At 47.4% G+C, this 26,508-nt stretch carries 27 protein-coding genes; 9 read left to right on the top strand and 18 right to left on the bottom strand.

Annotated elements, in window-relative coordinates; translation table 11 throughout:
• Positions 1 to 5: 5 nt before the first annotated feature.
• From chrA to chrS, 3 genes are read right to left on the bottom strand one after another with little or no spacing between them, the layout of a single operon-like run.
• Positions 6 to 542 (bottom strand): chromate resistance efflux protein ChrA, encoded by a 537-nt coding sequence (gene chrA, locus SB847_RS13750; protein WP_032876039.1) that lies wholly within the window; start codon positions 540 to 542, stop codon positions 6 to 8.
• The gene (gene chrB, locus SB847_RS13745; protein ID WP_007407538.1) at positions 539 to 1,129 is read right to left on the bottom strand and encodes a chromate efflux transporter subunit ChrB; all 591 of its coding nucleotides are present in this window, start codon (positions 1,127 to 1,129) and stop codon (positions 539 to 541) included. The genes chrA and chrB overlap by 4 nt, the downstream gene beginning before the upstream one ends.
• A 13-nt stretch (positions 1,130 to 1,142) precedes the next feature.
• On the bottom strand, positions 1,143 to 1,619 hold the full coding sequence (chrS, locus tag SB847_RS13740) for a chromate efflux transcriptional regulator ChrS (RefSeq protein ID WP_007407537.1): 477 nt from the start codon (positions 1,617 to 1,619) through the stop codon (positions 1,143 to 1,145).
• A gap of 207 nt (positions 1,620 to 1,826) precedes the next feature.
• On the opposite strand from chrS, the gene ggt reads away from it, so the two are divergent.
• Positions 1,827 to 3,404, top strand: coding sequence for a gamma-glutamyltransferase (gene ggt, locus SB847_RS13735; RefSeq protein ID WP_410563860.1), 1,578 nt, complete (start codon positions 1,827 to 1,829; stop codon positions 3,402 to 3,404).
• Positions 3,405 to 3,411: 7 nt separating this feature from the next.
• Here ggt and SB847_RS13730 read toward each other — a convergent pair whose 3' ends face one another.
• From SB847_RS13730 to SB847_RS13720, 3 genes are all read right to left on the bottom strand, one after another.
• A complete protein-coding gene (locus SB847_RS13730) occupies positions 3,412 to 3,702 on the bottom strand; it encodes a DUF4181 domain-containing protein (protein WP_046702387.1) in 291 nt (96 codons plus the stop codon).
• 204 nt (positions 3,703 to 3,906) lie between these two features.
• The gene (locus SB847_RS13725; protein WP_032876047.1) at positions 3,907 to 4,527 is read right to left on the bottom strand and encodes a flavin reductase family protein; all 621 of its coding nucleotides are present in this window, start codon (positions 4,525 to 4,527) and stop codon (positions 3,907 to 3,909) included.
• Between the two features lie 156 nt (positions 4,528 to 4,683).
• Positions 4,684 to 5,214 (bottom strand): CotG/ExsB N-terminal domain-containing protein, encoded by a 531-nt coding sequence (locus SB847_RS13720; protein ID WP_265972767.1) that lies wholly within the window; start codon positions 5,212 to 5,214, stop codon positions 4,684 to 4,686.
• 139 nt (positions 5,215 to 5,353) lie between these two features.
• Here SB847_RS13720 and SB847_RS13715 point away from each other — a divergent pair, with 139 nt between their 5' ends.
• From SB847_RS13715 to SB847_RS13705, 3 genes are all read left to right on the top strand, one after another.
• The gene (locus SB847_RS13715; protein ID WP_410563856.1) at positions 5,354 to 6,448 is read left to right on the top strand and encodes a CotH kinase family protein; all 1,095 of its coding nucleotides are present in this window, start codon (positions 5,354 to 5,356) and stop codon (positions 6,446 to 6,448) included.
• Between the two features lie 122 nt (positions 6,449 to 6,570).
• Positions 6,571 to 7,464 carry a spore coat protein gene (locus SB847_RS13710; RefSeq protein ID WP_101670490.1) on the top strand — a complete coding sequence of 298 codons (894 nt, stop codon included), beginning with the start codon at positions 6,571 to 6,573 and terminating at the stop codon, positions 7,462 to 7,464.
• Between the two features lie 41 nt (positions 7,465 to 7,505).
• Complete coding sequence (locus SB847_RS13705) at positions 7,506 to 8,180, top strand: hypothetical protein (protein ID WP_029325794.1); 675 nt, start codon at positions 7,506 to 7,508, stop codon at positions 8,178 to 8,180.
• Positions 8,181 to 8,228: 48 nt separating this feature from the next.
• Here SB847_RS13705 and SB847_RS13700 read toward each other — a convergent pair whose 3' ends face one another.
• Together SB847_RS13700 and alsR are read right to left on the bottom strand one after the other, a co-directional pair.
• Complete coding sequence (locus SB847_RS13700) at positions 8,229 to 9,560, bottom strand: arsenic transporter (protein WP_007614225.1); 1,332 nt, start codon at positions 9,558 to 9,560, stop codon at positions 8,229 to 8,231.
• Between the two features lie 195 nt (positions 9,561 to 9,755).
• Positions 9,756 to 10,664, bottom strand: a complete 909-nt coding sequence (gene alsR / locus SB847_RS13695; protein ID WP_038460104.1) for an acetoin biosynthesis transcriptional regulator AlsR — start codon at positions 10,662 to 10,664, stop codon at positions 9,756 to 9,758.
• Positions 10,665 to 10,820: 156 nt separating this feature from the next.
• Here alsR and alsS point away from each other — a divergent pair, with 156 nt between their 5' ends.
• The 3 genes from alsS (at position 10,821) to SB847_RS13680 (ending at position 13,987) form a co-directional block, all read left to right on the top strand.
• Positions 10,821 to 12,533, top strand: coding sequence for an acetolactate synthase AlsS (gene alsS / locus SB847_RS13690; RefSeq protein WP_032860108.1), 1,713 nt, complete (start codon positions 10,821 to 10,823; stop codon positions 12,531 to 12,533).
• A gap of 60 nt (positions 12,534 to 12,593) precedes the next feature.
• The gene (gene budA / locus SB847_RS13685; RefSeq protein ID WP_003151318.1) at positions 12,594 to 13,361 is read left to right on the top strand and encodes an acetolactate decarboxylase; all 768 of its coding nucleotides are present in this window, start codon (positions 12,594 to 12,596) and stop codon (positions 13,359 to 13,361) included.
• A gap of 101 nt (positions 13,362 to 13,462) precedes the next feature.
• Positions 13,463 to 13,987, top strand: a complete 525-nt coding sequence (locus SB847_RS13680) for an NAD(P)H-dependent oxidoreductase (protein WP_224181234.1) — start codon at positions 13,463 to 13,465, stop codon at positions 13,985 to 13,987.
• 124 nt (positions 13,988 to 14,111) lie between these two features.
• On the opposite strand, the gene SB847_RS13675 is transcribed toward SB847_RS13680, so the two are convergent.
• The 10 genes from SB847_RS13675 to SB847_RS13630 all read right to left on the bottom strand — a co-directional run bounded on the left by SB847_RS13675 (position 14,112) and on the right by SB847_RS13630 (position 24,130).
• The gene (locus SB847_RS13675) at positions 14,112 to 14,645 is read right to left on the bottom strand and encodes an SH3 domain-containing protein (RefSeq protein ID WP_024085887.1); all 534 of its coding nucleotides are present in this window, start codon (positions 14,643 to 14,645) and stop codon (positions 14,112 to 14,114) included.
• A 60-nt stretch (positions 14,646 to 14,705) separates the two neighbouring features.
• Positions 14,706 to 15,623 (bottom strand): ribose ABC transporter substrate-binding protein RbsB, encoded by a 918-nt coding sequence (gene rbsB, locus SB847_RS13670; RefSeq protein WP_007407524.1) that lies wholly within the window; start codon positions 15,621 to 15,623, stop codon positions 14,706 to 14,708.
• Between the two features lie 13 nt (positions 15,624 to 15,636).
• Positions 15,637 to 16,608, bottom strand: coding sequence for a ribose ABC transporter permease RbsC (gene rbsC / locus SB847_RS13665; RefSeq protein WP_012118605.1), 972 nt, complete (start codon positions 16,606 to 16,608; stop codon positions 15,637 to 15,639).
• Positions 16,598 to 18,091 (bottom strand): sugar ABC transporter ATP-binding protein, encoded by a 1,494-nt coding sequence (locus SB847_RS13660; protein ID WP_014419046.1) that lies wholly within the window; start codon positions 18,089 to 18,091, stop codon positions 16,598 to 16,600. The genes rbsC and SB847_RS13660 overlap by 11 nt, the downstream gene beginning before the upstream one ends.
• Before the next feature lie 16 nt (positions 18,092 to 18,107).
• Entirely contained in the window at positions 18,108 to 18,503 is a 396-nt protein-coding gene (gene rbsD / locus SB847_RS13655) for a D-ribose pyranase (protein ID WP_410563852.1), read from the bottom strand.
• The gene (gene rbsK, locus SB847_RS13650) at positions 18,500 to 19,381 is read right to left on the bottom strand and encodes a ribokinase (protein WP_410563850.1); all 882 of its coding nucleotides are present in this window, start codon (positions 19,379 to 19,381) and stop codon (positions 18,500 to 18,502) included. The genes rbsD and rbsK overlap by 4 nt, the downstream gene beginning before the upstream one ends.
• Positions 19,374 to 20,363, bottom strand: a complete 990-nt coding sequence (locus tag SB847_RS13645; RefSeq protein WP_410563848.1) for a LacI family DNA-binding transcriptional regulator — start codon at positions 20,361 to 20,363, stop codon at positions 19,374 to 19,376. The genes rbsK and SB847_RS13645 overlap by 8 nt, the downstream gene beginning before the upstream one ends.
• Before the next feature lie 93 nt (positions 20,364 to 20,456).
• Positions 20,457 to 21,590, bottom strand: a complete 1,134-nt coding sequence (locus SB847_RS13640; RefSeq protein ID WP_007614183.1) for a Ger(x)C family spore germination protein — start codon at positions 21,588 to 21,590, stop codon at positions 20,457 to 20,459.
• The gene (locus SB847_RS13635; RefSeq protein WP_410563845.1) at positions 21,580 to 22,671 is read right to left on the bottom strand and encodes a GerAB/ArcD/ProY family transporter; all 1,092 of its coding nucleotides are present in this window, start codon (positions 22,669 to 22,671) and stop codon (positions 21,580 to 21,582) included. Before SB847_RS13635 ends, SB847_RS13640 begins: the two co-directional genes overlap by 11 nt.
• Positions 22,661 to 24,130: a spore germination protein gene (locus tag SB847_RS13630; protein WP_007407516.1), complete on the bottom strand. Its 1,470-nt coding sequence runs from the start codon at positions 24,128 to 24,130 to the stop codon at positions 22,661 to 22,663. The genes SB847_RS13635 and SB847_RS13630 overlap by 11 nt, the downstream gene beginning before the upstream one ends.
• Positions 24,131 to 24,861: 731 nt before the next feature.
• Between SB847_RS13630 and pgsB the strand changes: the two genes are divergently transcribed.
• Together pgsB and pgsC are read left to right on the top strand one after the other, a co-directional pair.
• Positions 24,862 to 26,043 carry a poly-gamma-glutamate synthase PgsB gene (pgsB, locus tag SB847_RS13625; RefSeq protein WP_003151337.1) on the top strand — a complete coding sequence of 394 codons (1,182 nt, stop codon included), beginning with the start codon at positions 24,862 to 24,864 and terminating at the stop codon, positions 26,041 to 26,043.
• A gap of 14 nt (positions 26,044 to 26,057) precedes the next feature.
• A complete protein-coding gene (gene pgsC / locus SB847_RS13620; protein ID WP_003151340.1) occupies positions 26,058 to 26,507 on the top strand; it encodes a poly-gamma-glutamate biosynthesis protein PgsC in 450 nt (149 codons plus the stop codon).
• Position 26,508: the final 1 nt, after the last annotated feature.

Below are 26,508 nucleotides of genomic sequence, written 5' to 3'. Positions count from 1 at the left end.
TTTCTTTATAAATGAGGAACCACAAGCCCTCCATACAAAAACGCCGCGATAATCAGGAAGGCCGGATGCATCTTGAATTTTGTCAAGGCAAGGAGGGAAATCCCCGCAATCACTATCGCTTGAACCCAGCCGATCGCTTTGATGCCGTCTGCGCCGATTTGCCAGGTAAGAATGAGCATCATGACGGCGATGACAGGCTGGACGGACAGCGTCATACCTTTGATGACGGGGGATTGGCGGAAGCGCTGAATGATGCGCAAGAGGACGATCAATGCGAGCGCCGACGGTACGACGGTAGCGATCAGCGCAATCAGGAACCCGGGCCACCCGCCTGCGCTGTAGCCGACATACGCCGCGATTTTGGTTGCGATCGGGCCCGGCAATGCGTTCGCAAGTGCGAGCATATTTGAGAACTGATCGTTTGAGAGCCAGCTGTATCTGTTGACGACTTCTTCAAACATCAGCGGAATCGACGCCGGTCCGCCTCCATATCCGAGTACGTTTGCGACAAAAAACGCCATAAATAAATAGATCATGATCATGAGGCCGACATTCCTTTATCTTTTGAACGTTTATTTGTGATTTTGTCCTTTAATTTAAAATGAAACGCGCCGTACGCCAAGAAAATGATAATGACAAAGCCGGGATTGATCTGCAGCGTTTGCAGGCCGATAAAAGCGATGATAAAAAACAGGATGCCCGTGACCCAGCCGAAACCTTTAAGCGCTTTTTGGCCAAACTCGTACGCCATAATGCCGAGCATTACGGCGATCACCGGTGTTACAGCGCCAATCATGCCGGCAACAATTGCTGAGTGGCTTAAGACATTGACAGCCGCAAACAAGCCCGCCATAGCAAGGCATGTAGGCAGAATGTGGGCGAGGGTTGCCAAGATTGCGCCTAACGTGCCTTTCAGCTTGAAGCCCAGATACGCAGCCATTTTTGTGGCAATCGGTCCGGGAAGCGCATTAGCGATCGCTAATATTTCTCCGAATTCATCATCATCTATCCATTTGTATTTATTGACGGCTTCATGGCGGATGAGCGGGATCACCGACGGGCCGCCCCCGAATCCGAGAATGCCCGTTCGGACCATCGCCGCCGTAATGTCCCAATAGGGATGTTTCATGGCTATGTCCTCCTTACAGCTTCATGCCCGTTCTGCTTTTATACCGTTTAATCAGCATTTGGCAGTCGACGCTGACGACGCCTTTTTGCGTATAGAGCCGTTTTGTCAAAAACTCTTCCATCTCCTGATCATTTGCGAAAATGCCGTGCATATGCAGCTTGCTCGGTCCGGTCATATGATAAAGGCTTGTCACGGCCGGCTCCTTTTCAAGCTTTAATGCGGTTTCCTCCAAATACTGCGGCTCCACCTCCACATTAAAAAACACGGACACATGGCGGCCGATTTTCGCCGGGTTGATGACAGCGGTGAATTTTTCAATCACGCCGGCATCCAGTAAATGCTGAATGCGGTGCTGAACCGCCACTCGCGACAGGTTAACCCTTTTTCCTACGTCTGTATAGGAAATCCTCCCTTCCTCGTGCAAAATCGAAAGAATCTGTTTATCCGTTTCATCAAGGACAAGATTCGGAATGCTGTATTCATGTTCCAACCCGCTTCACCTTCCTTCATTTGGTAGACATTATTGTATCATGAAACGTTACGGTATGAAGGGGGAAATTTTTTGTTGTTTTCGATACGTAATAACTTAGAATCATTTCTTATCGAAAAGTAAATAGTGTGTGAGATTTTCTTTCAGGAATGTGGATGGCCGCGAAGCCGCTTTTTATAATTGAGAAAATTTGTAAAGGGGCTTGTCATGAATACTTCAACCATCGGAACGAAACAAATGGTCGTCAGTCCGCATTATCTCGCTTCTCAGGCGGGGGCCGGCATTCTGGAAAAGGGCGGAAACGCGTTTGACGCGGCAGTGGCGGTCAGCGCCTGTCTGGCAGTCGTGTATCCGCATATGACGGGTCTTGGCGGGGATTCATTTTGGCTCACTTACCATAAAGAAACGGGACGAATCAAAGCTTATAACGGGAGCGGACGTTCAGGGAAGCATGTGACGAGAGACTTGTATCGGGGCAGAGAAGCGATCCCTCTGCGCGGGACAGAAAGCGCCATTACCGTTCCGGGAATGGCGGACAGCTGGGATGCCGTGCTTTCGGCGTACGGGCGTCTTTCTCTCGCTGAGGTGCTGAAGCCAGCTCTTGATTATGCGGCAAACGGATTTCCGGTGTCCGCCGACCAATGCGCCCACACAGAACGCAATCTCGCTCTTTTAGCCTCGACGCCTTACACCTCGGCCATTTTTACGAGAAACAAAAAAGCGCCCATACCCGGTGAACGGTTTGTCCAAAAGGATCTGGCGGCCAGCTTGGAGCAGCTTGCCGAGAAAGGCAGAAGCGCTTTTTATGAAGGAGACCTCGCTCAACGCATCACATCCTTTCTGCAAAACAACGGCGGACGTCTGACACTTGATGACTTTAAAGCCCACCGCGGCGAGTGGACGAACCCGGTATCCTCCGATTACCGCGGGTGCAAAATCTATCAGGCTCCGCCGAATTCACAGGGCTTTACAGGCTTAATGACGCTCAATATATTGGAAAACTATGATTTTTCTCAGATCGAACACGGTTCCTTTGACTATTATCATCTGCTGATCGAGGCGCTGAAGAAGAGTTTTCAGCACCGGAATGAAGTGCTGACTGATCCGGCATTTTCTCATATTCCGCTGGATCGGCTGCTTGATAAACGGTATGCAAAGCAGCTTGCGGAAGAAATCGGTGACGTGGCTGCGCCGGCGGTAAGCCGGCCGGTCGGAAGCGACACTGCTTATGCCGCCGTTGCCGATGCGGAAGGAAATGCCGTTTCCTTTATTCAGAGCCTCTATTTCGAGTTCGGGTCTGCCGTTACAGCGGGGGAGACGGGCATTCTGCTGCAAAACCGCGGGTCATTTTTTTCGCTGGATGAATCCCATATCAATACACTTGAACCCGGCAAGCGGACGTTCCACACCCTCATGCCGGCGATGGCCTGTAAAGAAGGAAGGCCGCGCATCCTGTACGGAACCCAGGGAGGAGAAGGCCAGCCGCAAACTCAGACAGCGATGATTACGCGCATCATTGATTACAAAATGGACCCCCAGCAGGCGATCAATGAGCCGCGCTGGGTCTGGGGACGGACATGGGGAGAGGAGTATGAAGGGCTGAGGGTTGAAAGCAGAATCAGCCCTGAAACGAGAGAAGCCCTAAGGCAGAACGGCCACCGCGTCGAGACCGTTGGTGATTTTGACGGGCTTATGGGCCATGCGGCAGCGATCGTCATTGATGAAGAAGGCTTTCTCCAAGGCGGTGCCGACCCGCGCGGCGACGGAGCGGCCGCAGGAGTATAGAGCTACGCTAACTGATGAAAAAAATAAGCACGCCAAGCGCGGCAGAAAGACCTGCGTAAAACGAATCGTACACATATTGCTTTTCCTCCCGCCGGTGCCGCCATTCCATTATGCCGGTGCAGAAAAATACCATGAAAACAACTCCCGCAAATACGTACATTTCATTGAAAAAATTCACCGCTGCGATGCCCGTAATAAGCAGTGTGATTTCGATTAATCGATGTGTGCCGTTTATCGGCTTCTGCTTTTTAGCAGGCTTTGGCAAATTGAGAACTTTGACGGCAAATACTTGAAACATAAGGCTGAGCAAAATAAATACGGCTGAAAAAATCAGTAACTGTCTGCCTCCTAAAAATGTGTCACTCGTTTCATACGGGTGAGGAGCTTGTAAGTTTCGCCATTCTATAAGACATTAGGCTGAGTTTAATGGTAAAAGACTCAAAAAGACCCCTTTTGAAAGGGGTCTTTTTGACTAGTTTCTTCTATTATAAAGGTTCCTGCTTCAGGTCGGGCGGACAAGCGTATATGTCTTCCCGAGTCTGGCGTATTCATTCCCCGCGAGCCTTGCCGCAGGCTTCAGCTCATCTGTCCGTATGTAGCCTTTATCGGCGTCATATACTTGGTCATTCAAATGAAAACAAACGACTCTGCCGATGATGAGGTCTGTCGTCGTTTCTCCGCTGTCATTTTGGAACGTGAGATGGCGTTCGAGTATACATTCAAACCTGACTTTTGCTTCTTTTATACCGGGAACGCTGATGCAAGCGCTGTCTGTCACAGAAAGGTCTGTCATGCCAAGCTCACTGACATCAGGATCAAGCCTTGCCGCCGTTTTGTTAATGTCTTCAATAATGGATTCATCACTGACGTGCACCACGAATTCCCGATGAGCGATTGCGTTTCTCGCGGTGTCTTTCTGCCGTCCGTCCGCGCGGCTGACTGAGATGGCCAGAAGCGGCGGTTCCGCGGAGACAACGTTATAGAAACTGAAGGGCGCCGCGTTTACGGCGCCGTTGATGGATGACCGCGTAGTGACAAATGCGATCGGCCGGGGAACGACTGTGCCCGAAAGCAATTTGTAAGTGTCTTTTGCGTTCAGTTCGTCTGCTCGTAAGATATGCATGATTTCGGCCGCCTTTCTTTATCGTATGACCTGATTATACAGAAAGAAAATTCGGAAACACAACAAAAGAAAACCGGCTGCATATCTTATCACGTGGCATATATCTGATTGAGGAAAAAGGCTTCCGTTTAGCCGGCAGCCTATTTACGAATGGTGTTACTTGTAGTTTTTCTTTACAACCCAGATGTTCCCGTCTTTCCAGTACTCTGTTTTGCTGCAGTAATCGTCTTTTTTGCAAGGGTCTTTTTTATGAGGACGATAAGGTTTTTTCTGCGTGCGTTTTTTCTTGCGGCGGCATGATTTTTTGTGGCTGCGAGATTTTTTGTGAGAACGGCATGATTTTTTACGGCTGCGAGATTTTTTGTGAGAGCGGGATTTTTTATGGCTGCGAGATTTTTTGTGGGAACGGGATTTTTTATGGCTGCGAGACTTTTTGTGAGAACGGGATTTTTTATGGCTGCGAGATCTTTTGTGAGAGCGGGATTTTTTATGGCTGCGAGATTTTTTGTGAGAGCGGCACGATTTTTTATGACTGCGAGATTTTTTGTGAGAGCGGCATGATTTTTTACGGCTGCGAGATTTTCTCTTCTTACTGCTTTTTGGTTCTTGGTACAAATAATCTTCCAATCCCTCGGTGCTTGCGGACTTTACTGCTTCTTCGATATCAGAATGGGAATAGTGGCCCATTTTGAAACCTCCTCATGATATATGTTTTAAGGATGCGATCCTTACTACCACATAGTACGCATGAATGAAAAAAGTGTATGTGTGATCGCTGAGTTTTATATAAAAAGCACAGCCTAAATTAATACAGGGAGGGTTACTGATGAAAAACCAATCAACATTGCCTCTATACCAGCTGTTTATTCACCCGAAAGACTTAATGGAGCTGAAAAAAGACATTTGGGATGATGATCCGGTGCCCGCGGTGCTGAGAGTGAATCAAAAACGGCTTGACATTGATCTGGCGTACCGCGGCTCGCATATAAGAGATTTTAAGAAAAAATCGTATCACATCGCTTTTTATTCGCCGAAAACATTTCGCAGGGCGAGAGAGATACATTTAAACGCTGAATACAAAGATCCGTCGATGATGCGGAATAAACTGTCTCTCGATTTCTTCGCGGAGCTTGGGACGCTGTCACCAAAGGCGAATTTCGTAACCTTGCAAATCAATGGCAGATATGAGGGGGTGTATCTTGAGCTGGAGTCAGTGGATGAATATTTTCTGGCGAAACGGAATTTGGCGGATGGCGCTGTTTTTTACGCGGTTGATGACGACGCCAATTTCTCCCTCGTCAGTGATCTGGAGCGGGATACGAAAACATCGCTCGAACTTGGTTATGAAAAGAAAACGGGAACGAAAGAAGACGATTTATACTTGCAGGATATGATCTATAAAATTAATACCGTGCCGAAGTCAGAGTTCAAGGGGGAGATCGTCAAACATTTGGACGCCGATAAGTATTTGCGGTGGCTTGCGGGCATCGTGTTTACTTCAAACTACGATGGATTTGTTCATAATTACGCTTTGTACCGGAATCATGAAACGGGACTTTTTGAAGTCATTCCGTGGGATTACGATGCGACTTGGGGAAGAGACATTCATGGTGATCGGATGGAGGCCGATTATGTCAGAATACAAGGGTTTAATACCTTGACTGCAAGGCTTCTGGATGAACCGTATTTCCGCAAAGCGTACAAACGGCTTTTGGAAGAGACGCTTCAGACCCGGTTTACCATTGAACATATGAAGCCGAAGGTCATGTCACTGTATGAGCAGATCAGGCCGCATGTCGCGAAGGATCCATATAAGAAAGAAGAGATTGATTGCTTTGACCGGGAGCCTGAAGTGATTTGCGAATACATTAAGGAGCGGTCCGCCTTCATCAGCAGTGAGTTAGAGCGGTGGAATATCTGATTTGGAAATGAAGAAAGATTTTTTACAAATAGGCTGGTGAATCAGTTCCCGAAAATAATCGTGATACGTATATATGCATTATGCTTTTTACATTATGAGAAAAATGACTAGGAGGACAATAGATGAAACGCAATACGAAGCGGCAGCGGTCTGATGACAACTTTTTGCATGCGATGGAAGGAAAAGTAATTACTGTCTACCGGGGAGGTCCGGAGTCCAAGACAGGGAGATTAGCAGACATTCAATCGGATTATATCGCTCTTCAGGTTGATAATAAAATCGTTTATTATCAATGGAAACATGTGAAAAGTGTGACGGAAAATACGAGTGAAACCGTATCGCCGGCCGAAGCGGCAGAATGTGAAAAAGCTGATGATTTTCAAGACCTGATCAGCCGGATGACCAATCGCACGGTGCAATTGAATCAGGGAGGTCCGGAATCGAAAAGAGGAAAGCTTCACGAAACAGGGGATGATTTTCTCGTGCTGGAAACGGAAGATGACGGAATTGTATATTTTAACGCCGACCATGTCAAAAGCATCAGCGCGGAACAAGAAGAGGACGGCCAAGAGGAGGAGCGCCCGGAATTTGAAATGGCTGATGATTTTCACGGCATATTTAAACGCCTGATCCACAAATGGGTATCCATCAACCGCGGAGGTCCTGAAGCCGTTGAAGGTATACTTGTGGATAATTCCGACGGCCACTACACTCTTGTGAAAGATAAAGAAGTGCTGCGGATCTATCCTTTTCATATCAAGAGCATCAGCGAAGGGGCAAAAGGAGCAGCTAAAAAAGAGGAGAATAAAGACGGCGAGAATAAAGGTGAGAAAGAGAGCGCCGAAGAAGAAAAGCCGCATGAAGAAGAATCACGCGAAGAGCAGCGTACTTCCTCTAAAAAGTCGAAAAGATCATCAAGATCCGTTCGATCCTCAAAACGGGAGGAAGAGAACTCTTATAGCTACGCCACTGTATTAAGGACAATAGATTATCGGTGGAAACACGGCCGTAAATGATTGGAAAGATTGTCCGTAAACGCGGGAGAGGGGGGAATGAAATGGCTGGATTAAGCAGATTTCTGGATAAACAAGTCGATATTGAGATATCGGGGAATACGACATTTTCAGGAACTCTTTTGGATATCGGTCAGGATATCATTGTGATACATGACGGCCGGACGTTTCTTTATATTCCGCTGCTGCATCTTCAGAGGATGACATTGACGCTCCCGGACGAAGAGAATAAAGAACCGTACGCAAGAAAAAAAAGTCCGCATCCCGAAAAACAGGAACATTCCTTTTCTTACCGGAATACCCTCCAGCATATAAAAGGCAGATTCACAGAAATATTTGTTACGGGAGACCGTTCCATTCATGGGTATGTGACAAGTGTTTTAAATGATTATTTTGTTTTCTTCTCTCCGGTTTATAAGACTCTTTTCATCTCGATGCATCATTTGAAATGGCTGACACCCTATTCCGATGAGCAGACGCCGTATACGTTAAACAGTTCAGAGCTGCCTGTTGTTCCCGCTAATGTGCCCCTTGTCCGGAATTTTGAGGAGCAATTAAAAAGATATACCGGGAAGCTGATTATTCTGGATTTAGGAGATATACCGAATAAAGTGGGGCTGTTACAGGATGTCTCAGATAATATTCTTGAACTGACCAATGCAGACGGCGATACTGTTTTTTGGAAATTGAATCATTTAAAAACCATGCACCTGCCATAAATGATAAAACTGCCTCTCTTATACAGCAGGCAGTTTTTTTCATGGGGGCTAAAGGTAAATCCAACTGATCCAAACATATAAAACGGTAATGGTAAACACGACGGTGAGAGGGACAACGATAATGGTCGTTTTGATATATTCTGACCAAGAAACTTTTTCGCCGTGCTGTCTGATGATATGCATCCAGATCAGCGTGGCTAATGTCCCGATCGGCAGAAGCAATGATCCGATATCACTGCCGATAATATTAGCCAGATAAATGATTTTTACGGTTAATGGGTCGATGGACATTTCAGTTAATGTCAAAGTGCTGATCATTAAGGCGGGATGGTTATTGAACAAATTAGAGAGGACGGATGTAGCAATGCCCATAATAGATGCAGCGTGGGCAATGCTTTGTGAGACATAAGGCTCAATAGACTGAACAAGCAGCGCCGTCAGTCCGATATTATGCAGTCCGTAGATGATAATGTACATCGTGAAGGCAAAAATAAAGATATGCCAAGGCGCTTTCCTTAATAAGTCTGCCGGTCCGATTTTTAAATAAAACCATCTCCAGCCAAGCAGGATGACTGAACTGATGACAGCCACGAGCGAAACGGATATGCCGTTGTAAGAAGCTGCAAACAGACTGATCCGGACGAACAATACAAATACCAAAACACAAAACATGATGTTCGTACGGCTGTTTTGGGTCAGGTCTGGCGGAGGCTGAAGCGGATGATATCGTTTGTGTTCCAGCGAGTCAAAGTGGACCGGAATATCGGGGAGCTGTTTCGGCAAACGGCGGTAAAAAACGGCAAACAGCAGAAAGGCCATAAACACCAGTCCCAGCGTGCCGGGGATAAACATCATATTGGTGTACAAATAAAGGTCCATGCCTATCATTTTGAGAGAAATTAAATTGACGATATTACTGACGCCGATCGGGGTGCTTGCGGCCGTCGCAATTAATACGCCGCTTATTAAATACGGTGTTTTCTGATGTCTTTTAAGTCCGAGATATTGTAAGACCAATAGTAAAATAGGAGTGGTGATTAAGACGCTGCCGTCATTATTCAGAAAAAGCGTCATTGAAAAACAGAGCAGGTTGGTCAGCCAAAAAAGCCGGATGCCCGATCCCTTGGCGCGGTGAAGCAGTTTGGCTGCCGCCCAGTTAAAAAAACCGAAGCTTTCCAGTGCGATTGCCATAATCATTGTGGAGATAATGGTGATTGATGCTCCGGTGACTTTTGACCCTATATCCCCTAAATCATGAAAGGAAACGGTTCCGCATAACAAAACGAGAATGGCGCCCAGCGACGCCGGAACGGCTTCATTTAATCCCCCGGGTCTCCAAAATATAAAAATAATGGTCACAAAGAAAGAAATCAGGGTCAAAATGACGGTAATATGTGTAATGTGTTCTGCCTCCTTTTAGATGGGTCATTGCCGCCCCGTTATTTTTATCCCTCCTGATCAGTTGTACTGTATGTATACGGGTACAGGTCGTAAGGTGTACTGAGCGTTTCTACCAATTTAGTAAAAATCCATAAAAGCACAAAAAAAAGAGGCTGCTTTCGGCGGCCCTCTTTTTTATGCATTTTCCTTATCCGCCTGCAATAAAGCCTGGCGCTTATTCATAATATCCAGAAAATGTTTCAGAATCGGATTTTGATTATCCTTGCGGTAGGCAATGACCCATTCGGCCGTGAGCTGCACCTGATTAATGCCGCGGTAGGCGACTTCGAGATTAAACAGCTTTCTAGCAGAAGAAGGCACGAAGGTTACGCCAATGCCGGCACTAACCAATCCGATCACCATTTGATACTCCGTCGCTTCCTGAACGATTTTCGGTTTGAAGCCCGCCTGCTCGCAGTAGTTTACAAACTCTAGGTATAAAGTCGGCCATGTTTCTTTCGACAGTGTGATAATCGGTTCATTTTTTAAATCCTGAATGTCGATTGTCTGTTTAGCGGTAAGCGGGTGCTGCTTCGGCAAAGCCAGAATGCACGGGCTGCTCTGCACCTTTTCCATATGTAACGCGGAATGCTGTAAAGGCGGATGAAGGATGCCGATATCAATGTTCCCCTTCAGAAGTTCTTCCTGCTGTCTGAAAGAAGAAATTTCACGCAGATCAAGCTTGACGGAGGGGAATTTTTCGCGGAATTCCCGAATGATGGGCGGCAGAAATTCATATGTGGCCGAGCCGACAAAACCGACGACAAGGCGGCCGAGCTCTCCCCGCGCCGTTCTCTGCGCCATTTCAATCGCTTTGTCTATTTCTTCGATCGCGTTTCTGCTGTGTTTTAAAAAACTTTCTCCGGCAGCTGAAAGCTCTACAACCCGTTTCGTGCGCTTTAATAAGGTCACGCCGACTTCCTTCTCAAGCTGTTTGATCTGCTGGCTGAGAGGCGGCTGTGTCATATTTAACCGAAGCGCAGCTTTGCCGAAATGAAGTTCTTCGGCAACGGCAATAAAGTATTGAAGATGGCGAAGCTCCATCCTTATCCATTCCTTTCTCTTTGTTAATTATTCGTGAAACATATTAATCATACGGCGAATTGATATTGGAGGTCAATTTCCAAAGAGTGTATAGTGAATAATATCACAAATTACTTAAAATTTTATATTTAATATGCATAATAAGGAGTGAGGGTGTTGGCAAAAGCAACAAATGAACTAAAAACCTCTGAAAAAAATCGGGGGGCGGAGCTTGTTGTTGATTGCTTAGTGGAGCAAGGTGTCACACATGTTTTTGGCATTCCGGGTGCAAAAATTGATGCAGTATTTGATGCGTTAAAAGATAAAGGACCTGAACTGGTTTTATGCCGTCACGAACAGAACGCTGCATTTATGGCTGCGGCTGTCGGAAGACTGACTGGAAAACCAGGCGTTTGTCTCGTTACTTCAGGCCCGGGGGCATCCAACTTGGCGACCGGCTTGTTAACGGCTAATACAGAAGGTGATCCGGTAGTGGCGCTGGCGGGTAACGTAATTCGCGCAGACCGGTTAAAACGGACACACCAATCATTGGACAATGCGGCGCTATTTCAGCCGATTACAAAATACAGTGTAGAAGTACAGGAAACAGGGAATATACCAGAAGCGGTAACAAACGCCTTCAGGGCAGCGTCAGCAGGTCAGGCAGGCGCGGCTTTTGTGAGCTTTCCGCAGGATGTTGTGAATGAAATCACAAATGTGAAAAACGTACGCAGCGTGCCGGCGCCGAAACAAGGCCCTGCACCGGAAGAAGCGGTCAGCGCGGCTATCGCGAAAATCCAGACGGCGAAACTTCCCGTTCTGTTAGTCGGCATGAAAGGCGGTAGACCGGAAGCGGTAAAACAAATCCGCAAACTGCTTGCCAAAACAAAACTGCCTTTCGTAGAAACGTACCAAGGGGCCGGCACATTATCCAGAGAGCTGGAAGACCAATATTTCGGCCGGATCGGACTGTTCCGCAACCAGCCGGGCGATCTTCTGCTTGAACAGGCGGATGTCGTATTAACGATCGGTTATGATCCGATTGAATACGATCCGAAGTTCTGGAACGTAAACGGCGACCGTGCTATTATCCATCTTGACGAAATCCAGGCCGATATCGATCATGCCTATCAGCCGGAATTAGAGTTATTAGGCGATATCGCCGCTACGGTTAAACAAATTGAACACGACGCTGTGACATTTGATATGGGCAGCCGTGAACAAGAAGTGCTGAGCGAATTAAAACAGATGCTCACAGACAGCGAGAAGGCGCCAAGCGACCATAAATCCGACAGAGTGCATCCTCTGCAAATCGTCCAAGAACTGCGCAATGCAATTGACGACGACGTAACCGTCACTTGCGATATCGGTTCTCACGCGATCTGGATGTCCCGCTACTTCCGCGCTTATGAGCCACTGAAACTGTTGATCAGCAACGGCATGCAGACATTGGGCGTAGCGCTTCCTTGGGCGATTGCCGCCACATTGGTGAATCCGGGTGAAAAAGTCGTATCCGTTTCAGGAGACGGAGGATTTCTGTTCTCTGCAATGGAATTGGAAACGGCAGTCCGCTTAAAAGCGCCGATCGTTCACCTTGTATGGAATGACAGCACATATGATATGGTCGCATTCCAGCAAATGAAAAAATATAACCGTACATCATGCGTAGATTTCGGAAACATTGACATCGTAAAATATGCAGAAAGCTTCGGCGCCACCGGCTTGCGCGTTGAGTCACCGGAACAGCTGGCAGACGTGCTGCAAAAAGGCTTGAACACAGAAGGCCCTGTCATCATTGACATTCCTGTCGATTACAGTGACAATGTCCATTTATCAAGCGACATGCTTCCGAAGCAATTCAAAGAAAAAATGAAAGCAAAAGCTCTCTAGCACTCTGCGCACCATGACCTGTTTTCTAAAACAGCCCAATTTAAAAGGAGTGAAGGGAATATGAAAAACGCAAGCGACATCCATATGATGAGCCGCGGAGAAAAAGGCTCACCTGAGGATCAGATCTATCAAGTATCCACAATGACATCTCTGCTGGACGGAGTATATGACGGAGATTTTGATATGGCTGACATTCCGAAGTTCGGTGATTTTGGAATCGGCACGTTCAACAAACTGGACGGCGAATTAATCGGATTTGACGGAGAATTTTACCGTCTGCGCGGCGACGGAACGGCTACGCCTGTTAAAGGCGGAGACCTGTCACCATTCTGCTCATTCACATTTTTCACGCCGGATATGACGCATACGATCGACGGCGAAATGACCCGTGAAGAATTCGAGCAGGAAATCGCCAGCCTTCTGCCTAGTAAAAACTTATTTTATGCGATCCGTTTAGACGGCGTATTTAAAAAGGTGCAGACAAGAACGGTAGAACGCCAGGAGAAACCGTACGTTCCGATGATCGAAGCGGTGAAAACACAGCCTGTGTTCAACTTTGACGACATTCAGGGTACAATCGCCGGCTTCTGGACGCCGGGTTACGCAAACGGCATCGCTGTTTCCGGATATCACCTGCACTTCATTGATGAAGGACGCAATTCCGGCGGACACGTGTTTGACTATGTCATTAAAGATTGTAAAGTGACCATTTCTCAAAAAATGAATATGAACCTCAAGCTTCCGAATACGGCGGACTTTTTCAACGCAAATTTAGATAATCCGAATTTTGCGAAGGATATCGAAACAACCGAAGGAAGCCCGGAATAAATTAAAAAAGAAAGCTTCATTTTTCTCGGGGCTTTCTTTTTATTTGGCTGAACCGGCAAAGATTAGGTAAAATACAGTCAAAAGGGAAAGGTGTGGTAGCTGTGAAAGTATTGGTATTAGCGGTTCATCCTGACATGGACAACTCAGCGGTCAATAAGGCGTGGACAGAAGAATTAAAAAATCATGATGAAATCACGGTCCGTGAGCTTTATAAAGAATATCCGGACGGGAAAATAGATGCGGAAAAGGAACGGCAGCTGTGTGAACAGTATGACCGGATCGTATTTCAATTCCCGCTGTACTGGTACAGTGCGCCTCCGCTTTTAAAAACATGGATGGATCATGTGCTGGCGTATGGCTGGGCTTACGGCTCCAAAGGAAAGGCGCTGCACGGCAAAGAATTGCTGCTGGCTGTTTCCGTAGGTGCCGGAGAGGATGCATATCAGGCAGGCGGGTCCAACCATTTTTCACTGAGCGAGCTCTTAAGGCCGTTTCAGGCAATGGCTAATTTTACGGGTATGACCTATTTGCCGGCTTTCGCGATGTACGGGGTAAGCACCGCCGATGCTGCGGCTATCCGTGACAATGCCAAACGACTGGCGGATTACATAAAGAAGCCATTTTAGAGTCGTATGCATTCATCTTCATCCGACAATATTTCCTGAGAAATATTTCGAACCTTAGACGTTTCTGACTGCTCAAGAAAGAAAAAACGGATTTCGCGCTGAATTTGCGAAATCCGTTTTGATATTATGTCAGTTTTTGCAGATCTTTTGTGCTGATATATCCCGTTGCGCCCCCGTAATCGACAAGCGCCCAGCCGAAGTCAATGCCGCCGCCGGCTGTCTTTTTCCATCCGAGGAAAGAAACGCTCGTGTTTTTAGCAAGGGAAGCTTTGACCGCTTGTTTGTCTGTATATACTTTTGTTTTTGCCGTCGTTTTTACGGTTGTTGCTTCTTTAACAATATAATGAGTAGATACAAATCCTGTTTTTCCGTTTTTATAATGTACTTTTGCCCAGTCAGCGTTCTGGAATGAAACGATCTTTAAGCTGTCGCCTAAATGAAGGGTATCAGCTCTCGGGCTGGCTGCTGATGCTTTTGTTCTGACGTTCAATGCTTCCGCGGAAACGAGATAAGAGTCAAGCGGGTAGCTGTACAGATCGTCAATTTTGACCGCTTCTTGCGCGTGTGTCTCCGGAAGAGGCGTTATTCCGGCAGCTGAAGCCGCTGATATTCCCGCTGCAAGGGTCAGAATGGATGCCGCTTTGGCTGTTTTCTTCATCTGTATCTCTCCTTTTACTTCATCCTTTCACGTTTTACCGGAAGTCTAAACATCGGCCGGTTATTTTTGTGTTTGAAGTTTCAATGGAGCGGAAATGGTTTTTTTGACTTTTTCTCCTTTGAGCACCTGCTCCGCCGCTTCGGCCGCCAGTTTTCCGATCAGCTCCGGCTGCTGGGCGACCGTGGCTGTCAGCTTTCCGTTTTTAATGGAAGAAATCGCATCTTTATTTCCGTCGAAACCGACGACCAAAATGTGTTTGCCCGAGCTGTTAATCGCTTCGAGCGCCCCGAGTGCCATTTCATCATTATGGGCGAACACGGCTTTGATATCCGGATGTCCCTGCAGCAGGTTTTCCATGACGGTCAATCCTTTTGTACGGTCAAAATCCGCCGCTTGCTTTGTTACGACATCCAGCTTTTTGTCGGCAATATGATGAAAGCCCGTTCCGCGTTCCCGTGTCGCGGATGCGCCCGGCACCCCTTGCAATTCAGCCACTTTGGCGCCTTTTCCGAGCTGATCGGCGAGGTAGTCAGCCGCCATTTCTCCTCCTTTGACATTGTCAGAGGCGACAAGCGTTTCGACTTTGCCGTGTTCGGCTGAACGATCAAGCGCAATGACGGGAATGCCGAGGGAATTTGCCGATTCGACGGCTGTTGAAATCGCTGATGAATCGGTCGGATTGATCAGCAGCGCATCGACTCCCTGCTGTATCAAATCTTCTACGTCATTTGACTGTTTAGATGAATCATTTTGAGCATCGACAATAATGACCTTCATGCCCCGTTTTTTGGCTTCCTTTACAACGCCTTCTTTTAATGAAACGAAGAACGGATTGTTCAATGTGGAGACGGAGAGCCCGATAGTGAATTCTTTTTTATGTTTTGTGTTTGACGGTTTTGCCCATTGCGGCGGTTCAAGTGAACAGGCGGACAGCAAAAACAGTGATAATGCCGCGATCGTGATGATGGCTTTCTTCATAATGGTCCTCCTACTATGCCGATTTTTTGCGGTCCAGCAGCACCGCGATTAAAATGACGATTCCTTTGACGACGAGCTGATAAAAAGATGATACGCCGAGAAGGTTCAAGCCGTTGTTCAGCGTACCGATAATCAAAACCCCGATCAGCGTACCGATGATGCGCCCTCGACCGCCGGACAGGCTCGTTCCGCCGAGAACGACCGCTGCGATGGCGTCCAGCTCGTATGATTCCCCGGCCGTCGGCTGTGCGGAATTTAAGCGTGATGTCAGAATCGCTCCCGCCAGCGCCGATAATAAACCTGTCAGAGAATAGATCATGATCTTGATGCGGGGCACTTTGATTCCCGATATCAGCGCCGCTTTCTCATTGCCGCCGATGGCGTATGTCCGGCGGCCGAACGGTGTTTTGTGCAGAAGAACCCACAGGGCCGCAAATGCAATCAGCATCGTAATGGCAGGTACGGGAATTCCGAGAAAATAACCGCGCCCGAATAATTGAAATGCGTAATTTGAACCGAGCCCCGTAATCGGATTTCCGTCCGTATAGACGAGGGTCAGTCCGCGAAAGACGGTCATTGTCGCCAAAGTGGCGATGAACGGCGCCATTTTTCCTTTTGTGATTAATAATCCGTTTATCATGCCGAGTACGGCGCCGATCACGCAGCCGATGATGACGGCTAAGATCGGGTCGATGCCTGAGACCATCATACCTGCGACCAATGCGCTCGATAAGGCGAGGATGGCTCCGACAGAGAGATCAATGCCTCCCGTTAAAATGACAAACGTCATTCCGAAAGCAATCAGAGCGTTAATCGCAACCTGCCTAAGAAGGTTGAGAATATTGAGGGGTTCAAGAAAACTCGGGTTTAAAACGGAAACGATCAGCACAAGAATCAGTAAGCCGAGAAACGGACCGAGTTTTTGCGTAAAGGTATGAATGGAAAATCGCTTTTGTTCAGTTGATGTCATTGGTTCAGTTTTCATTCTGCTGCCCTCCCGTGGCAAGTGTCATGATGTGTTCTTGTGTGGCGCCGGCCGCATTGATTTCTCCGCTAATGCGCCCTTCGTGGACGACGATGATTCTGTCACTCATGCCGAGAATTTCCGGCAGCTCGGAAGACACCATGATGATGGCGACTCCGCGATCGGTCAGTTCATTCATTAATGAATAGATTTCCCTTTTAGCGCCTACGTCGACGCCTCTTGTCGGTTCATCAAGGATGAGAACTTTCGGGCCGATTCCGATCCATTTGGCGATGACGACTTTTTGCTGATTTCCTCCTGATAAATGCCGGGCGGCGGTTTCCGGAGATGCGGTCTTAATGGTCAGACGCTTGATGAGCAGCTCAACGAACTCCGCCTCGCGTTTTCGGTCAATGATGCCTTTCGGAGAGAAGCTGGTCAGGTTCGGCAATGAGATATTTTCACGAATGGACGTATCCAGCAGCAGCCCTTCATCTTTGCGGTTCTCCGTAATCAGGCCGAGTCCCTTGCGGATGGCATCGTACGGACCCCGAATGCCGGTTTTTCGGCCGGAAATCCAGATCTCTCCGGAATCGAGCCTGTCAATCCCGAACAGCGCCCTCATGATTTCTGTCCGTCCGGCACCCATTAAGCCGGAAACGCCGAGGATTTCTCCGGCGCTCACATGGAAACTGATCTGTGAAAAGCTTCCTTTTTTTGAGGCGTTTTTCACTTCGAGCACCTTATCGCCGAGTGACGGCGTGCGAGTAGGATACCGATCGGTCAGCTCCCGCCCGACCATTTTTTTGACCACTTCATCAAAATTAGTATCTTTAATATGCGCCGTATCCACAGTGAGGCCGTCCCGCATAATGGTGATCCGGTCGCAAATCGAAAATATCTCTTCCATTCGGTGCGAAATATAGACGATGGATACGCCGTCCCGCTTTAACGCCGTCATCACGTCAAACAGTTTGCTGATTTCCCGTTCGGTCAGCGCCGCGGTCGGTTCGTCCATAATAATGACTTCGGCGTTTGTCATCAGCGCTTTGGCAATCTCAATCATCTGCTGCTGTCCGACGGAACATTGTCCGGCTTCCCGGTCAAGAGGAAGAGAGACTCCCAGTTTTTCAAGCTGTGATTTTGCTAGCGCTTTCATTTTCTTTGTTTCTAAAACGCCGAACGCCGTCGTCAGCTCTTTGCCGATAAAAAGGTTTTCAAGCACCGTCATGTCCGGCCATATATTCAGTTCCTGATGGATAAAGGCGATTCCGTGCTTTTCAGCTTCCTTTGGATTGGAGAAGCTCATATTTGTTCCGTTTATCGTAATGTTTCCCTTGTCGAGCCGGTGGAGCCCGGTGAGCAGATTCATTAACGTCGATTTGCCCGCTCCGTTTTCTCCCATTAAAGCGTGGATTTCTCCCGGCAGAAGCTCAAATGAGACGCCGGAGAGCACTTGGTTTTTGCCGAATGCTTTATGAATGTCTGTCATGCCGATGTGCATGCTGGATCCCTTCTTTCTAGAAAATCACACCCGCCTGCAGGATGCAGTTGGCGTATGGTGTCATTTCACCCGTTCGGATGACGGCTTTTGCTTTCTGTGTGAGCCGTTTGAATTCCTCGTGGGACATGTACTCGATCGTCTGCGCTGAGAAATGGCTTTTTATGAAACTTGCATTCTCAGGATTTGCGTCTTTGATCTCGGAAGCGGCTATCACCTTTTCGACTGCCATCTCCCCGGCTACCAGGCTGGTCACGTCCCGAAAGGCGGGAACGCCCGCCGTTAAGGACAAATCAATTTTAGGGACGCCGTCAGGGACGGGGAGACCCGCATCGGCGATTGCGATGAGGTCTGTATGCCCGAGATCGGCCAATACTTTGGCAATGTGGCTGTTTAACATTCCGTGTTTTTTCATGAGAGCAGCTCCTCAACTTCTTTTCTGGCCGGCATCCCGCCTTGGGCGCCGAAGTGCTGCACGGACAGGGAGGCGGCGCGGTTGGCAAACAGGAGCGCTTGCTCGATGTCCCGTCCTTCCGCGAGTGCGACGGCAAGTGCCGCATTAAAGGTATCGCCGGCTCCCGTCGTGTCGACCGCTTCTGCAGGGAAGGCGGGAACAAGCCGTTCCGCGGTGCCGTCTGAGTAGCGTACGCCTTGTTTTCCTTCGGTAATGAACAGTTTACCGGGATAGCCGGCGAGCGCTTCTTCTTTCCTCAGGTCAGGAAATAAAATGGATGCTTCATGTTCATTCGGCGTAAGATAAGCGGCATTCTCAATCGTCGATTGTTTCAGCGGCCGGGCCGGCGCGGGATTCAGGATAACCGGAATTTGCTGCGCGCGGCAGTAGCTGCACACTTCTTCAACGGTTTCTTCAGGAATCTCCTGCTGGATCAGCACGATATCAATGCCGGGAAGTTTTGCCAGCGCACTTTTTGCATAATCGGGGGAGATGTCATCGTTTGCGCCTTTTACGACGACGATGCTGTTGTCTCCTTCTGCGAGCACAATATGAGCCGTTCCGCTTTTTTTATGTGTAACCGTTTCCATATAGTCCGTATTGACACCGTTTGCCTTCAGGTTTTCAATAATCGCTTTTCCGTAGCTGTCATTGCCTGCTTTTCCTACCATATATACGTTTGCGCCCAGGCGGGAAGCGGCTACGGCCTGATTTGCGCCTTTTCCTCCGGGCACAGTTTGAAAGTCTGTGCCCAGTACGGTTTCTCCGGCTTTCGGACGCCGTTCAGATGTGACGACCAGATCCATAGAACAGCTTCCGATAACACAAATTTCACTCATGGTGATCATCCTTTCTCGTCGTTTGTCTTCTTATGTAAGTCACGGGCAGTTGAATGGCCGTCTCTTTCGGCGGCTCTTTCTTTATCAATTGCAGCAGCAGGTTTGCCGCTTTTTTTCCCATCTCATATGCAGGCTGGCGGATGGTTGAAAGCGGCGGGAACAAAAGCCTGCTCTGCGGAATATCGTCGTATCCGATGATCTGAATCTCCTCCGGAACTTTTTTGCCGAGCCGCAGCGCCTCATGGAGGACGGCAGCCGCCGCAATGTCGTTACTGGCAATGACTCCGTCGGTTTCAGGGTATGCTGCAAACAATTCTTCTGCTAAAATGGCGGCATCCTTGATGGAAAATGAAGCGGCGGAGATGACATTGAACGGCGCGCCCGCTTTTTGCAGCACGTTAAGTGCGCCGTTAAAACGTTCCTGAGCGGTCGGAAGGTGGACTGGACCTTTGACAAGCGTGATGCTTGTGCTTTTGCCGCGAAGCATTTCCTCAGCCGCCCGTTTTCCGCCTGCCCGCCCGTCACTGAATACGGATGGGGCGCCTTCTTTTGTCCGGTCCAGAAATACGACCGGGTAAAGGCTGCCGCTGTATTCGGGAAGGTCGGGATAATGGGTGGCCGCCAAAATACCGGCAACTTGATTTTGTTTAAATGTTTGCAGGTAGTCGAGTTCTTTTTCCAATTCTTCATCGCTGTTGCCGATGATCAGCCGGTATCCTTCCCGCTGCAACTCGTCTTCAGCGCCGCGGGCAAGCTGAGGGAAAAAGGGATTCGTAATATCCGGAAGCAAAAGCCCGACCAGTCTGGATTCTCTTTTATAAAGAGAGCGGGCAACTTCATTCGGATAATAATTCAGCTTCTCCATGGCAAGCATGACCTTCGTTCGTGTATCTTCATGCACGTAGCCGTTGTCATTGAGGACACGCGAAACCGTGGCAACAGAGACGCCGGCAGCGCCTGCGACATCTTTAATCGTTGCCAACAAACACTCCTCCTTCATTTATGTAACCGTTTACATAAAAAGAGTAACACGAATCATTTCGGTTGGCAACAAAAAAAGAGACCGGGGTCTCTTTTAGTTCACGATGCCGATTTGTGAGATATTCACTTTGATATCAGGGATTATCTCGATGGAAGGATAGACCTCACGCCAATTGAGCCGCTTGCCCCGCTCATAATAATGGGTTTGATATTTACGGCCGATGCCGAGGATATCCGAATTGTGCTCCTGAATATGGCTGATCACCGATCTGGCCTGGCTGTTCAAATTTGCTGATGCTTGTTTGTTCATTTGGTCGATTGCCGTATAAGAATTCAGCTTGTCCTTTGGATATTCCAAGACGCGTGCATTCAGTTTTAAACGGATTTTCACTTTTATATGCTGCGGATCTGTATCTATAAATACAATCTTTCGCGTGGCATCCGTGATGCCGAGAGAAAGATAATTTTCAATATCCATTTTGTATTTGTCCCACAGCTTCAGATTAATATTAGCCGATTTATTAAATTGCCCGCTTAAAAGGGTCAGGAGGGTCGAATCCTGACCGAGCACCTCAGTCACTTTCCGCTGGCCGCTGAACAGGGCAGAACCCTCTATCTTTATCGTCTGTCCGTTAATCGATAAATAAGGAAGGGCGAAATCCTTATCAGCCGTCAGCATGCTTGAACGGATGGATTGCAAATTTTCCATGCTGATATTTGATTCCGCATTAGCGCTTGTTAATAAATTCGTTAAATACTTGCTGACGATCAATTTCTGCCGGACGATCAGCTTCAGCACTTCAATCGCCTCACCGTCTTTGACAACCGCCGGATGAGCGAGAAGCGGGCTTTTCGGATCTCTGTAAAAGACATCGAGATAAGGAAAAAGCGGTTTTTCCGCCATTTTCTCACCAATTAATAAGACTCTTTGCTTGGACGTGTCAATGCGCTGATCGACAAGTTTATCCAATTGAAACCGCGCTTCACGGATGGTGTGCCCGGAAGCGCTGAGCACCGTCGTAATGAATGAGCCGCCCGTTTCCTGTTCCGCCTGGGAGGACTGAACCTTCCGATAGGTGATGCCGATTTTATTTTTACCGTCATGATCAACATCAAGGCTTGCGGTCAGCACGAGAGAAATATCTTTCAGCAAATTTTGATCCCAGCAGCCCGCAAGTGTCAGGCTTGCGCACATGAGACTGATAAGAACCGCTTTTTTAATGCGCATGGCGGACACCCTTTTTGCGTACAAGGACAATCAATACCATAAACAACGGAAACAAATATACAAACACAATATCGGAAATGCGGAAAAACTGATCCAGCTGCTGTATCGTTTTATCTGTGCTTGTGGCCCAAATAGACAGAAGGAAGACGAGCAGGGCCAGCGGATAAACAAACCGGCTGTGGTCTTTTTGATTGAACAGCTTGGCAATGCCGGTGCTTGCCAAGTAAAACACGTTGGCCAGCGTTGAAAAGACGGTCACGAACCAAAACGTCAAAAAGAGCAGATCCGTCCGTTCGATAATTCTGAATGAAACGGTTTTTAACAGGTACAGCACAGGCTCCGGGATCATTTTTATTTCTTCGGGGCTGATTGTGACAAAGCAAGCAAGGGTGATATACAGGTAGTAAAGGATAATCAAGATGTTTGAAATCGTCAGTATTTTGTAGCGCTGGCTGACGGTGCAGTTGATAAGGGGCCCGATTACGAGCGCCGCCTGAAAGCCGGTAATGCTGACAAGTGTTTGCTGCACCCCGGTAAGCATGTCTTTTGCGGTTCCGTGAAAAATCGGCATAATGTATGTGATATCGGCTTTTCCCAGCGTGTATAAAATCGGCAGAGAGATCAGCAGCAAAAACGGCGTTAAGATAAAGCTGAACCTGGCGATCGCATTCAGCGGAGCTTGGGCGATATAGACAGAACCGAGGATCAGCATTAAGCTGACCACCCAATTCGGAGTCTGCGGGAGCACCCAGATATCCAATATCCGTGTAAATACAGAAAGAATGAGCGTGCAGAGAAACGCGAAATATAAAATATACAGCACCTGCACCCCTTTGCCGGCAAGTGTTCCGAACACCTCCTCCAGCATTTCGTACAGGTTCAGCTTCGGAAACCGGTGAAATAATATCATATACAGGCTGAATGTAAGCTGGACGAGCAATCCGGTAAGCAGAATGGAAATCCATCCGCTGCTTCCCGATTTCATCATCAGTAAATGGGGCAGCGCCAAAATGCCGATGCTGATCTGCGTCTGATTAATGAAAAACACGCCTTGAAGCGGGCTTATTTTTTTAGGCTTCATCTTTTCTCCACCCCCGAACATGTTTCATCTGCTTTGAGTCTTGCGGTCTCAAATAAAACGGCCTTCTTTTAATAAACCAAGCCGGCAGCCGGATAAATGCATCCTTCAAGTCGCTGAAATGAAACGGCGTCAGAGATGATAAATAAGGAACGCCGAGTGATTCAAGCTTGCACAGGTTCATCAGAATAAGCCCGAAGCCGAGTGCGATGCCGATAAAACCGAACGAGGATGCCAGAAACATAAGCGGAAACCTGAGCGTTCGGATGGACGTGCTCATTTCATATGAAGGAAGCACAAAAGAAGATACGGCCGTAACGGCTACGACGATAATCATCATATTAGAAATGAGTCCCGCCTGAACGACTGCGTCACCGATCACGAGACCGCCGACAATGCCGATCGTCTGACTGATCGGTTTCGGCAGCCTGATACCGGCTTCGCGGATCAGTTCAATTGTAATCTCCATAATCATGGCTTCTATCAGCGGAGGGAAGGGAATATCAACAATCGAATTTTTCATGGTGATAATCAGATCGTTGGGAATGACTTCGAAATGAAACGCAATCAACGCGATATAAAAAGCGGGCAGCGTAATCGCGATCATAAAGGCGAAAAATCTCAGCACTCTTAAAAAACTGGCAGAAATCCACCTCGTGCTGTAGTCATCCGGAGATTGAAAAAAAGAAAAGAATGTGATCGGCGCAATCAAAGCCGACGGACTCCCGTCCATCATGATCAGTACACAGCCTTCCATCACGCATGCTTTTGCTTTATCCGGACGTTCCGTATGAATGATCTGCGGAAAAATGGAAAACGAATTATCTTCTATTGATTCCTCGATAATCCCGGGCGCAAGCACGCTGTCTATACGCAGGTATGACAGGCGCCGCTTCACTTCCTCCACAATCTCCGGATTGGCGATATTCTCAACAAAGATAACCGCAACTTTTGATTTGGCTCTTTCCCCGATATCCATATAATGAACGGAGAGATGGCGGTCCTGTATGTGAAACCGCAGCTGATGAATGTTCGTTTCCAAACTTTCCACAAACCCGTCATGGGCGCCGCGGACGATACTTTCAGATTCGGGTTCCATAATGGAACGCAGCGGATTCTGCCCGACGGAAAACAGCTTCGCTTTCCTCGATGCATCGCTGAGAAAAACAACCTGGCCTGCCAAAATCCCGTCAATGAGTTTTCTGGTTTCATCTGTTTCCGCACTGCTGACGGCATTCATCGTTTCCTCGAGCGGGCCGTTTTGCAGGGTGTCGCTTAACAGAAACTCATTCAGCTTCTGTTCTTCTATCATTTGTTCAATATAAAAGAAAGCGGTATGACGGTCCTGCAGTTTGATCCTTCGTATTTTAAAATCACCGCAAACACACATCAGCTCCTGCATTTCCCGTACAGCCGATTCAAAATCGCCGGGAATCCGTTTGTTTTGTTTATCCGCAGACATCAGACCGCCTCCTTTCCCGGTTATCTGTAGTTTTCAGCGGGTATTCCTTTTTTATGCATTTTATAAAATAGAGGAGTTCCTCGATGTTTTACCAAGAACTTCACATTTATGGATGAATATTTCTTGAACGAATATAAAGATTTATTAAAATTATTTCAAAAGAGGGATAAATGTCCTGTAAATGGTTTAAAAGGAGAAAGGCTTTCCGCATATAAAATGTGTATTTCTTGTAAACACTCCGGACCCGTCTTATTCTGTCATGTACCAGTCATTCCGCTAGTTATTTTGGAATGGGACTGAAAGCAGGATACGGGGGAAAAATGAATGACTTTATGACCTTATCCTTAACAAAACAGGCAGTCTGCACACAGCGGACAGAGAGTCCCGAAACGTATGCGCAGTGCGAAAAACGCTGATACAAACGGGCTGGAAAAGATGGATTATCATTACATCTTTTTCTTCCGGTACGCGAATAGTTCCATTGGTCCAAATGAATTTCTGTGCGTAAATGTAAACGCATTCATTTTTCTTTTGAAAAATTGAAGTAAGGTTGAAGTCCTGCCTATTCCCAAAAAAAGCAATTCGATAATAGGAAGAATAGCGTCACTAATAGAGAAGTTTGGCTCAGTGAAAGCGGGAAGATTATGTTACATAATGCCGATTGAGAATTCATAGTGAAGCTATATACTGATGAATGAATTTATCAATACAGAAGGAGATGTCAAAAATCAATGTGGTTACTCATTATAGCCTGTGCTGCCGTACTAATCATCGGAATCATTGAAAAAAGGCGGCATCAGAAGAATATCGATGCTCTGCCAGTACGCGTCAATATTAATGGTATCCGCGGAAAGTCAACCGTAACGAGGCTGACGACCGGAATACTGATGGAGGCGGGCTACAAAACAGTCGGAAAAACGACGGGAACAGATGCAAGGATGATTTATTGGGATACACCTGAGGAGAAACCGATCAAACGGAAACCGCAGGGCCCGAATATCGGCGAGCAAAAAGAAGTAATGAAGGAAACCGTAGAACGGGGCGCCAATGCCATTGTCAGTGAATGTATGGCGGTAAACCCGGATTATCAGATTATCTTTCAGGAAGAACTCCTTCAAGCCAACATCGGCGTCATCGTGAATGTGCTTGAAGACCATATGGACGTCATGGGGCCGACGCTTGATGAAATCGCTGAAGCATTTACCGCGACGATACCGTATAACGGTCACCTTGTCATTACAGACAGTGAATACACAGACTTCTTTAAAGAAAAAGCCGCAGAGCGAAATACCGAGGTCATTATTGCGGATAACTCTAAAATTACAGATGAATACCTTCGTAAATTTGAATATATGGTCTTTCCTGATAACGCTTCCCTTGCGCTCGGCGTTGCTCAGGCTCTTGGGATAGATGAAGAAACGGCGTTTAAAGGAATGCTGAATGCGCCGCCTGATCCTGGCGCCATGAGAATCCTGCCGCTGCTCAGCACGAAGGAGCCCGGTCATTTCGTAAACGGCTTTGCCGCAAATGATGCATCTTCTACTTTAAATATATGGAAACGTGTAAAGGAAATCGGCTACCCGACAGATGAACCGATTGTTATCATGAACTGCCGCGCCGACCGTGTGGACAGAACGATTCAGTTCGCAAACGACGTGCTTCCGTACATTAAAACGAAGGAACTCATACTCATCGGCGAGACGACAGAACCGATCGTCAGAGCTTATGAAGAAGGCAAGATTCCTGCCGATACACTGCACGATCTGGAATATAAATCAACAGACGAAATTATGGACGTGCTGAAAACAAGAATGCAAAACCGTGTCATATATGGCGTCGGCAATATCCACGGTTCAGCGGAACCATTAATTGAAAAAATCCAAGAGTATAAGGTGAAACAGCTCGTTAGCTAGGAGGAAAAGGATAAATGTTCGGATCAGATTTATACATTTCACTTATTTTAGGCGTGTTAATCAGTTTAATTTTCGCGGAAAAAACAGGTATCGTACCTGCCGGTTTAGTTGTGCCGGGTTATTTAGGGCTCGTATTTAACCAGCCGGTCTTTATTTTACTCGTACTGCTGGTGAGTCTTCTTACATACGTGATCGTCAAATACGGTTTATCCAGATTTATGATTTTGTACGGACGCAGAAAATTCGCAGCTATGCTGATCACGGGAATCTGCTTAAAAATCGCCCTTGATTTCCTTTACCCGATCGTACCGTTTGAGATATCAGAATTCCGCGGAATCGGTATCATCGTACCGGGTCTGATCGCCAATACCATTCAGAAACAGGGATTAACGATTACATTTGCCAGCACGCTGTTCTTAAGCGGCGCAACTTTTGCCATTATGTTTGCTTACTACTTAATCTAAT

This window comes from Bacillus sp. SIMBA_026 (assembly GCF_046535335.1).
Lineage (GTDB): Bacteria > Bacillota > Bacilli > Bacillales > Bacillaceae > Bacillus > Bacillus velezensis.
The sequence above is the reverse complement of the archived record's forward strand: the minus strand, read 5'-3'. Positions and strand labels throughout refer to the sequence as shown.

Coding starts and splice junctions, on each gene's coding strand:
- rbsB (WP_007407524.1), bottom strand. CDS start 15,623: ATGAAGAAAGCCATCATCACGATCGCGGCATTATCACTGTTTTTGCTG.
- SB847_RS13635 (WP_410563845.1), bottom strand. CDS start 22,671: ATGAAGCCTAAAAAAATAAGCCCGCTTCAAGGCGTGTTTTTCATTAAT.
- pgsC (WP_003151340.1), top strand. CDS start 26,058: ATGTTCGGATCAGATTTATACATTTCACTTATTTTAGGCGTGTTAATC.
- SB847_RS13705 (WP_029325794.1), top strand. CDS start 7,506: ATGGCTGGATTAAGCAGATTTCTGGATAAACAAGTCGATATTGAGATA.
- SB847_RS13640 (WP_007614183.1), bottom strand. CDS start 21,590: ATGCGCATTAAAAAAGCGGTTCTTATCAGTCTCATGTGCGCAAGCCTG.
- rbsK (WP_410563850.1), bottom strand. CDS start 19,381: ATGAGTGAAATTTGTGTTATCGGAAGCTGTTCTATGGATCTGGTCGTC.
- SB847_RS13660 (WP_014419046.1), bottom strand. CDS start 18,091: ATGCACATCGGCATGACAGACATTCATAAAGCATTCGGCAAAAACCAA.
- chrA (WP_032876039.1), bottom strand. CDS start 542: ATGATCATGATCTATTTATTTATGGCGTTTTTTGTCGCAAACGTACTC.
- alsR (WP_038460104.1), bottom strand. CDS start 10,664: ATGGAGCTTCGCCATCTTCAATACTTTATTGCCGTTGCCGAAGAACTT.
- SB847_RS13710 (WP_101670490.1), top strand. CDS start 6,571: ATGAAACGCAATACGAAGCGGCAGCGGTCTGATGACAACTTTTTGCAT.
- SB847_RS13720 (WP_265972767.1), bottom strand. CDS start 5,214: ATGGGCCACTATTCCCATTCTGATATCGAAGAAGCAGTAAAGTCCGCA.
- budA (WP_003151318.1), top strand. CDS start 12,594: ATGAAAAACGCAAGCGACATCCATATGATGAGCCGCGGAGAAAAAGGC.
- chrB (WP_007407538.1), bottom strand. CDS start 1,129: ATGAAACATCCCTATTGGGACATTACGGCGGCGATGGTCCGAACGGGC.
- SB847_RS13675 (WP_024085887.1), bottom strand. CDS start 14,645: ATGAAGAAAACAGCCAAAGCGGCATCCATTCTGACCCTTGCAGCGGGA.
- SB847_RS13630 (WP_007407516.1), bottom strand. CDS start 24,130: ATGTCTGCGGATAAACAAAACAAACGGATTCCCGGCGATTTTGAATCG.
- SB847_RS13715 (WP_410563856.1), top strand. CDS start 5,354: ATGAAAAACCAATCAACATTGCCTCTATACCAGCTGTTTATTCACCCG.
- SB847_RS13730 (WP_046702387.1), bottom strand. CDS start 3,702: ATGTTTCAAGTATTTGCCGTCAAAGTTCTCAATTTGCCAAAGCCTGCT.
- pgsB (WP_003151337.1), top strand. CDS start 24,862: ATGTGGTTACTCATTATAGCCTGTGCTGCCGTACTAATCATCGGAATC.
- rbsD (WP_410563852.1), bottom strand. CDS start 18,503: ATGAAAAAACACGGAATGTTAAACAGCCACATTGCCAAAGTATTGGCC.
- ggt (WP_410563860.1), top strand. CDS start 1,827: ATGAATACTTCAACCATCGGAACGAAACAAATGGTCGTCAGTCCGCAT.
- SB847_RS13725 (WP_032876047.1), bottom strand. CDS start 4,527: ATGCATATCTTACGAGCAGACGAACTGAACGCAAAAGACACTTACAAA.
- rbsC (WP_012118605.1), bottom strand. CDS start 16,608: ATGAAAACTGAACCAATGACATCAACTGAACAAAAGCGATTTTCCATT.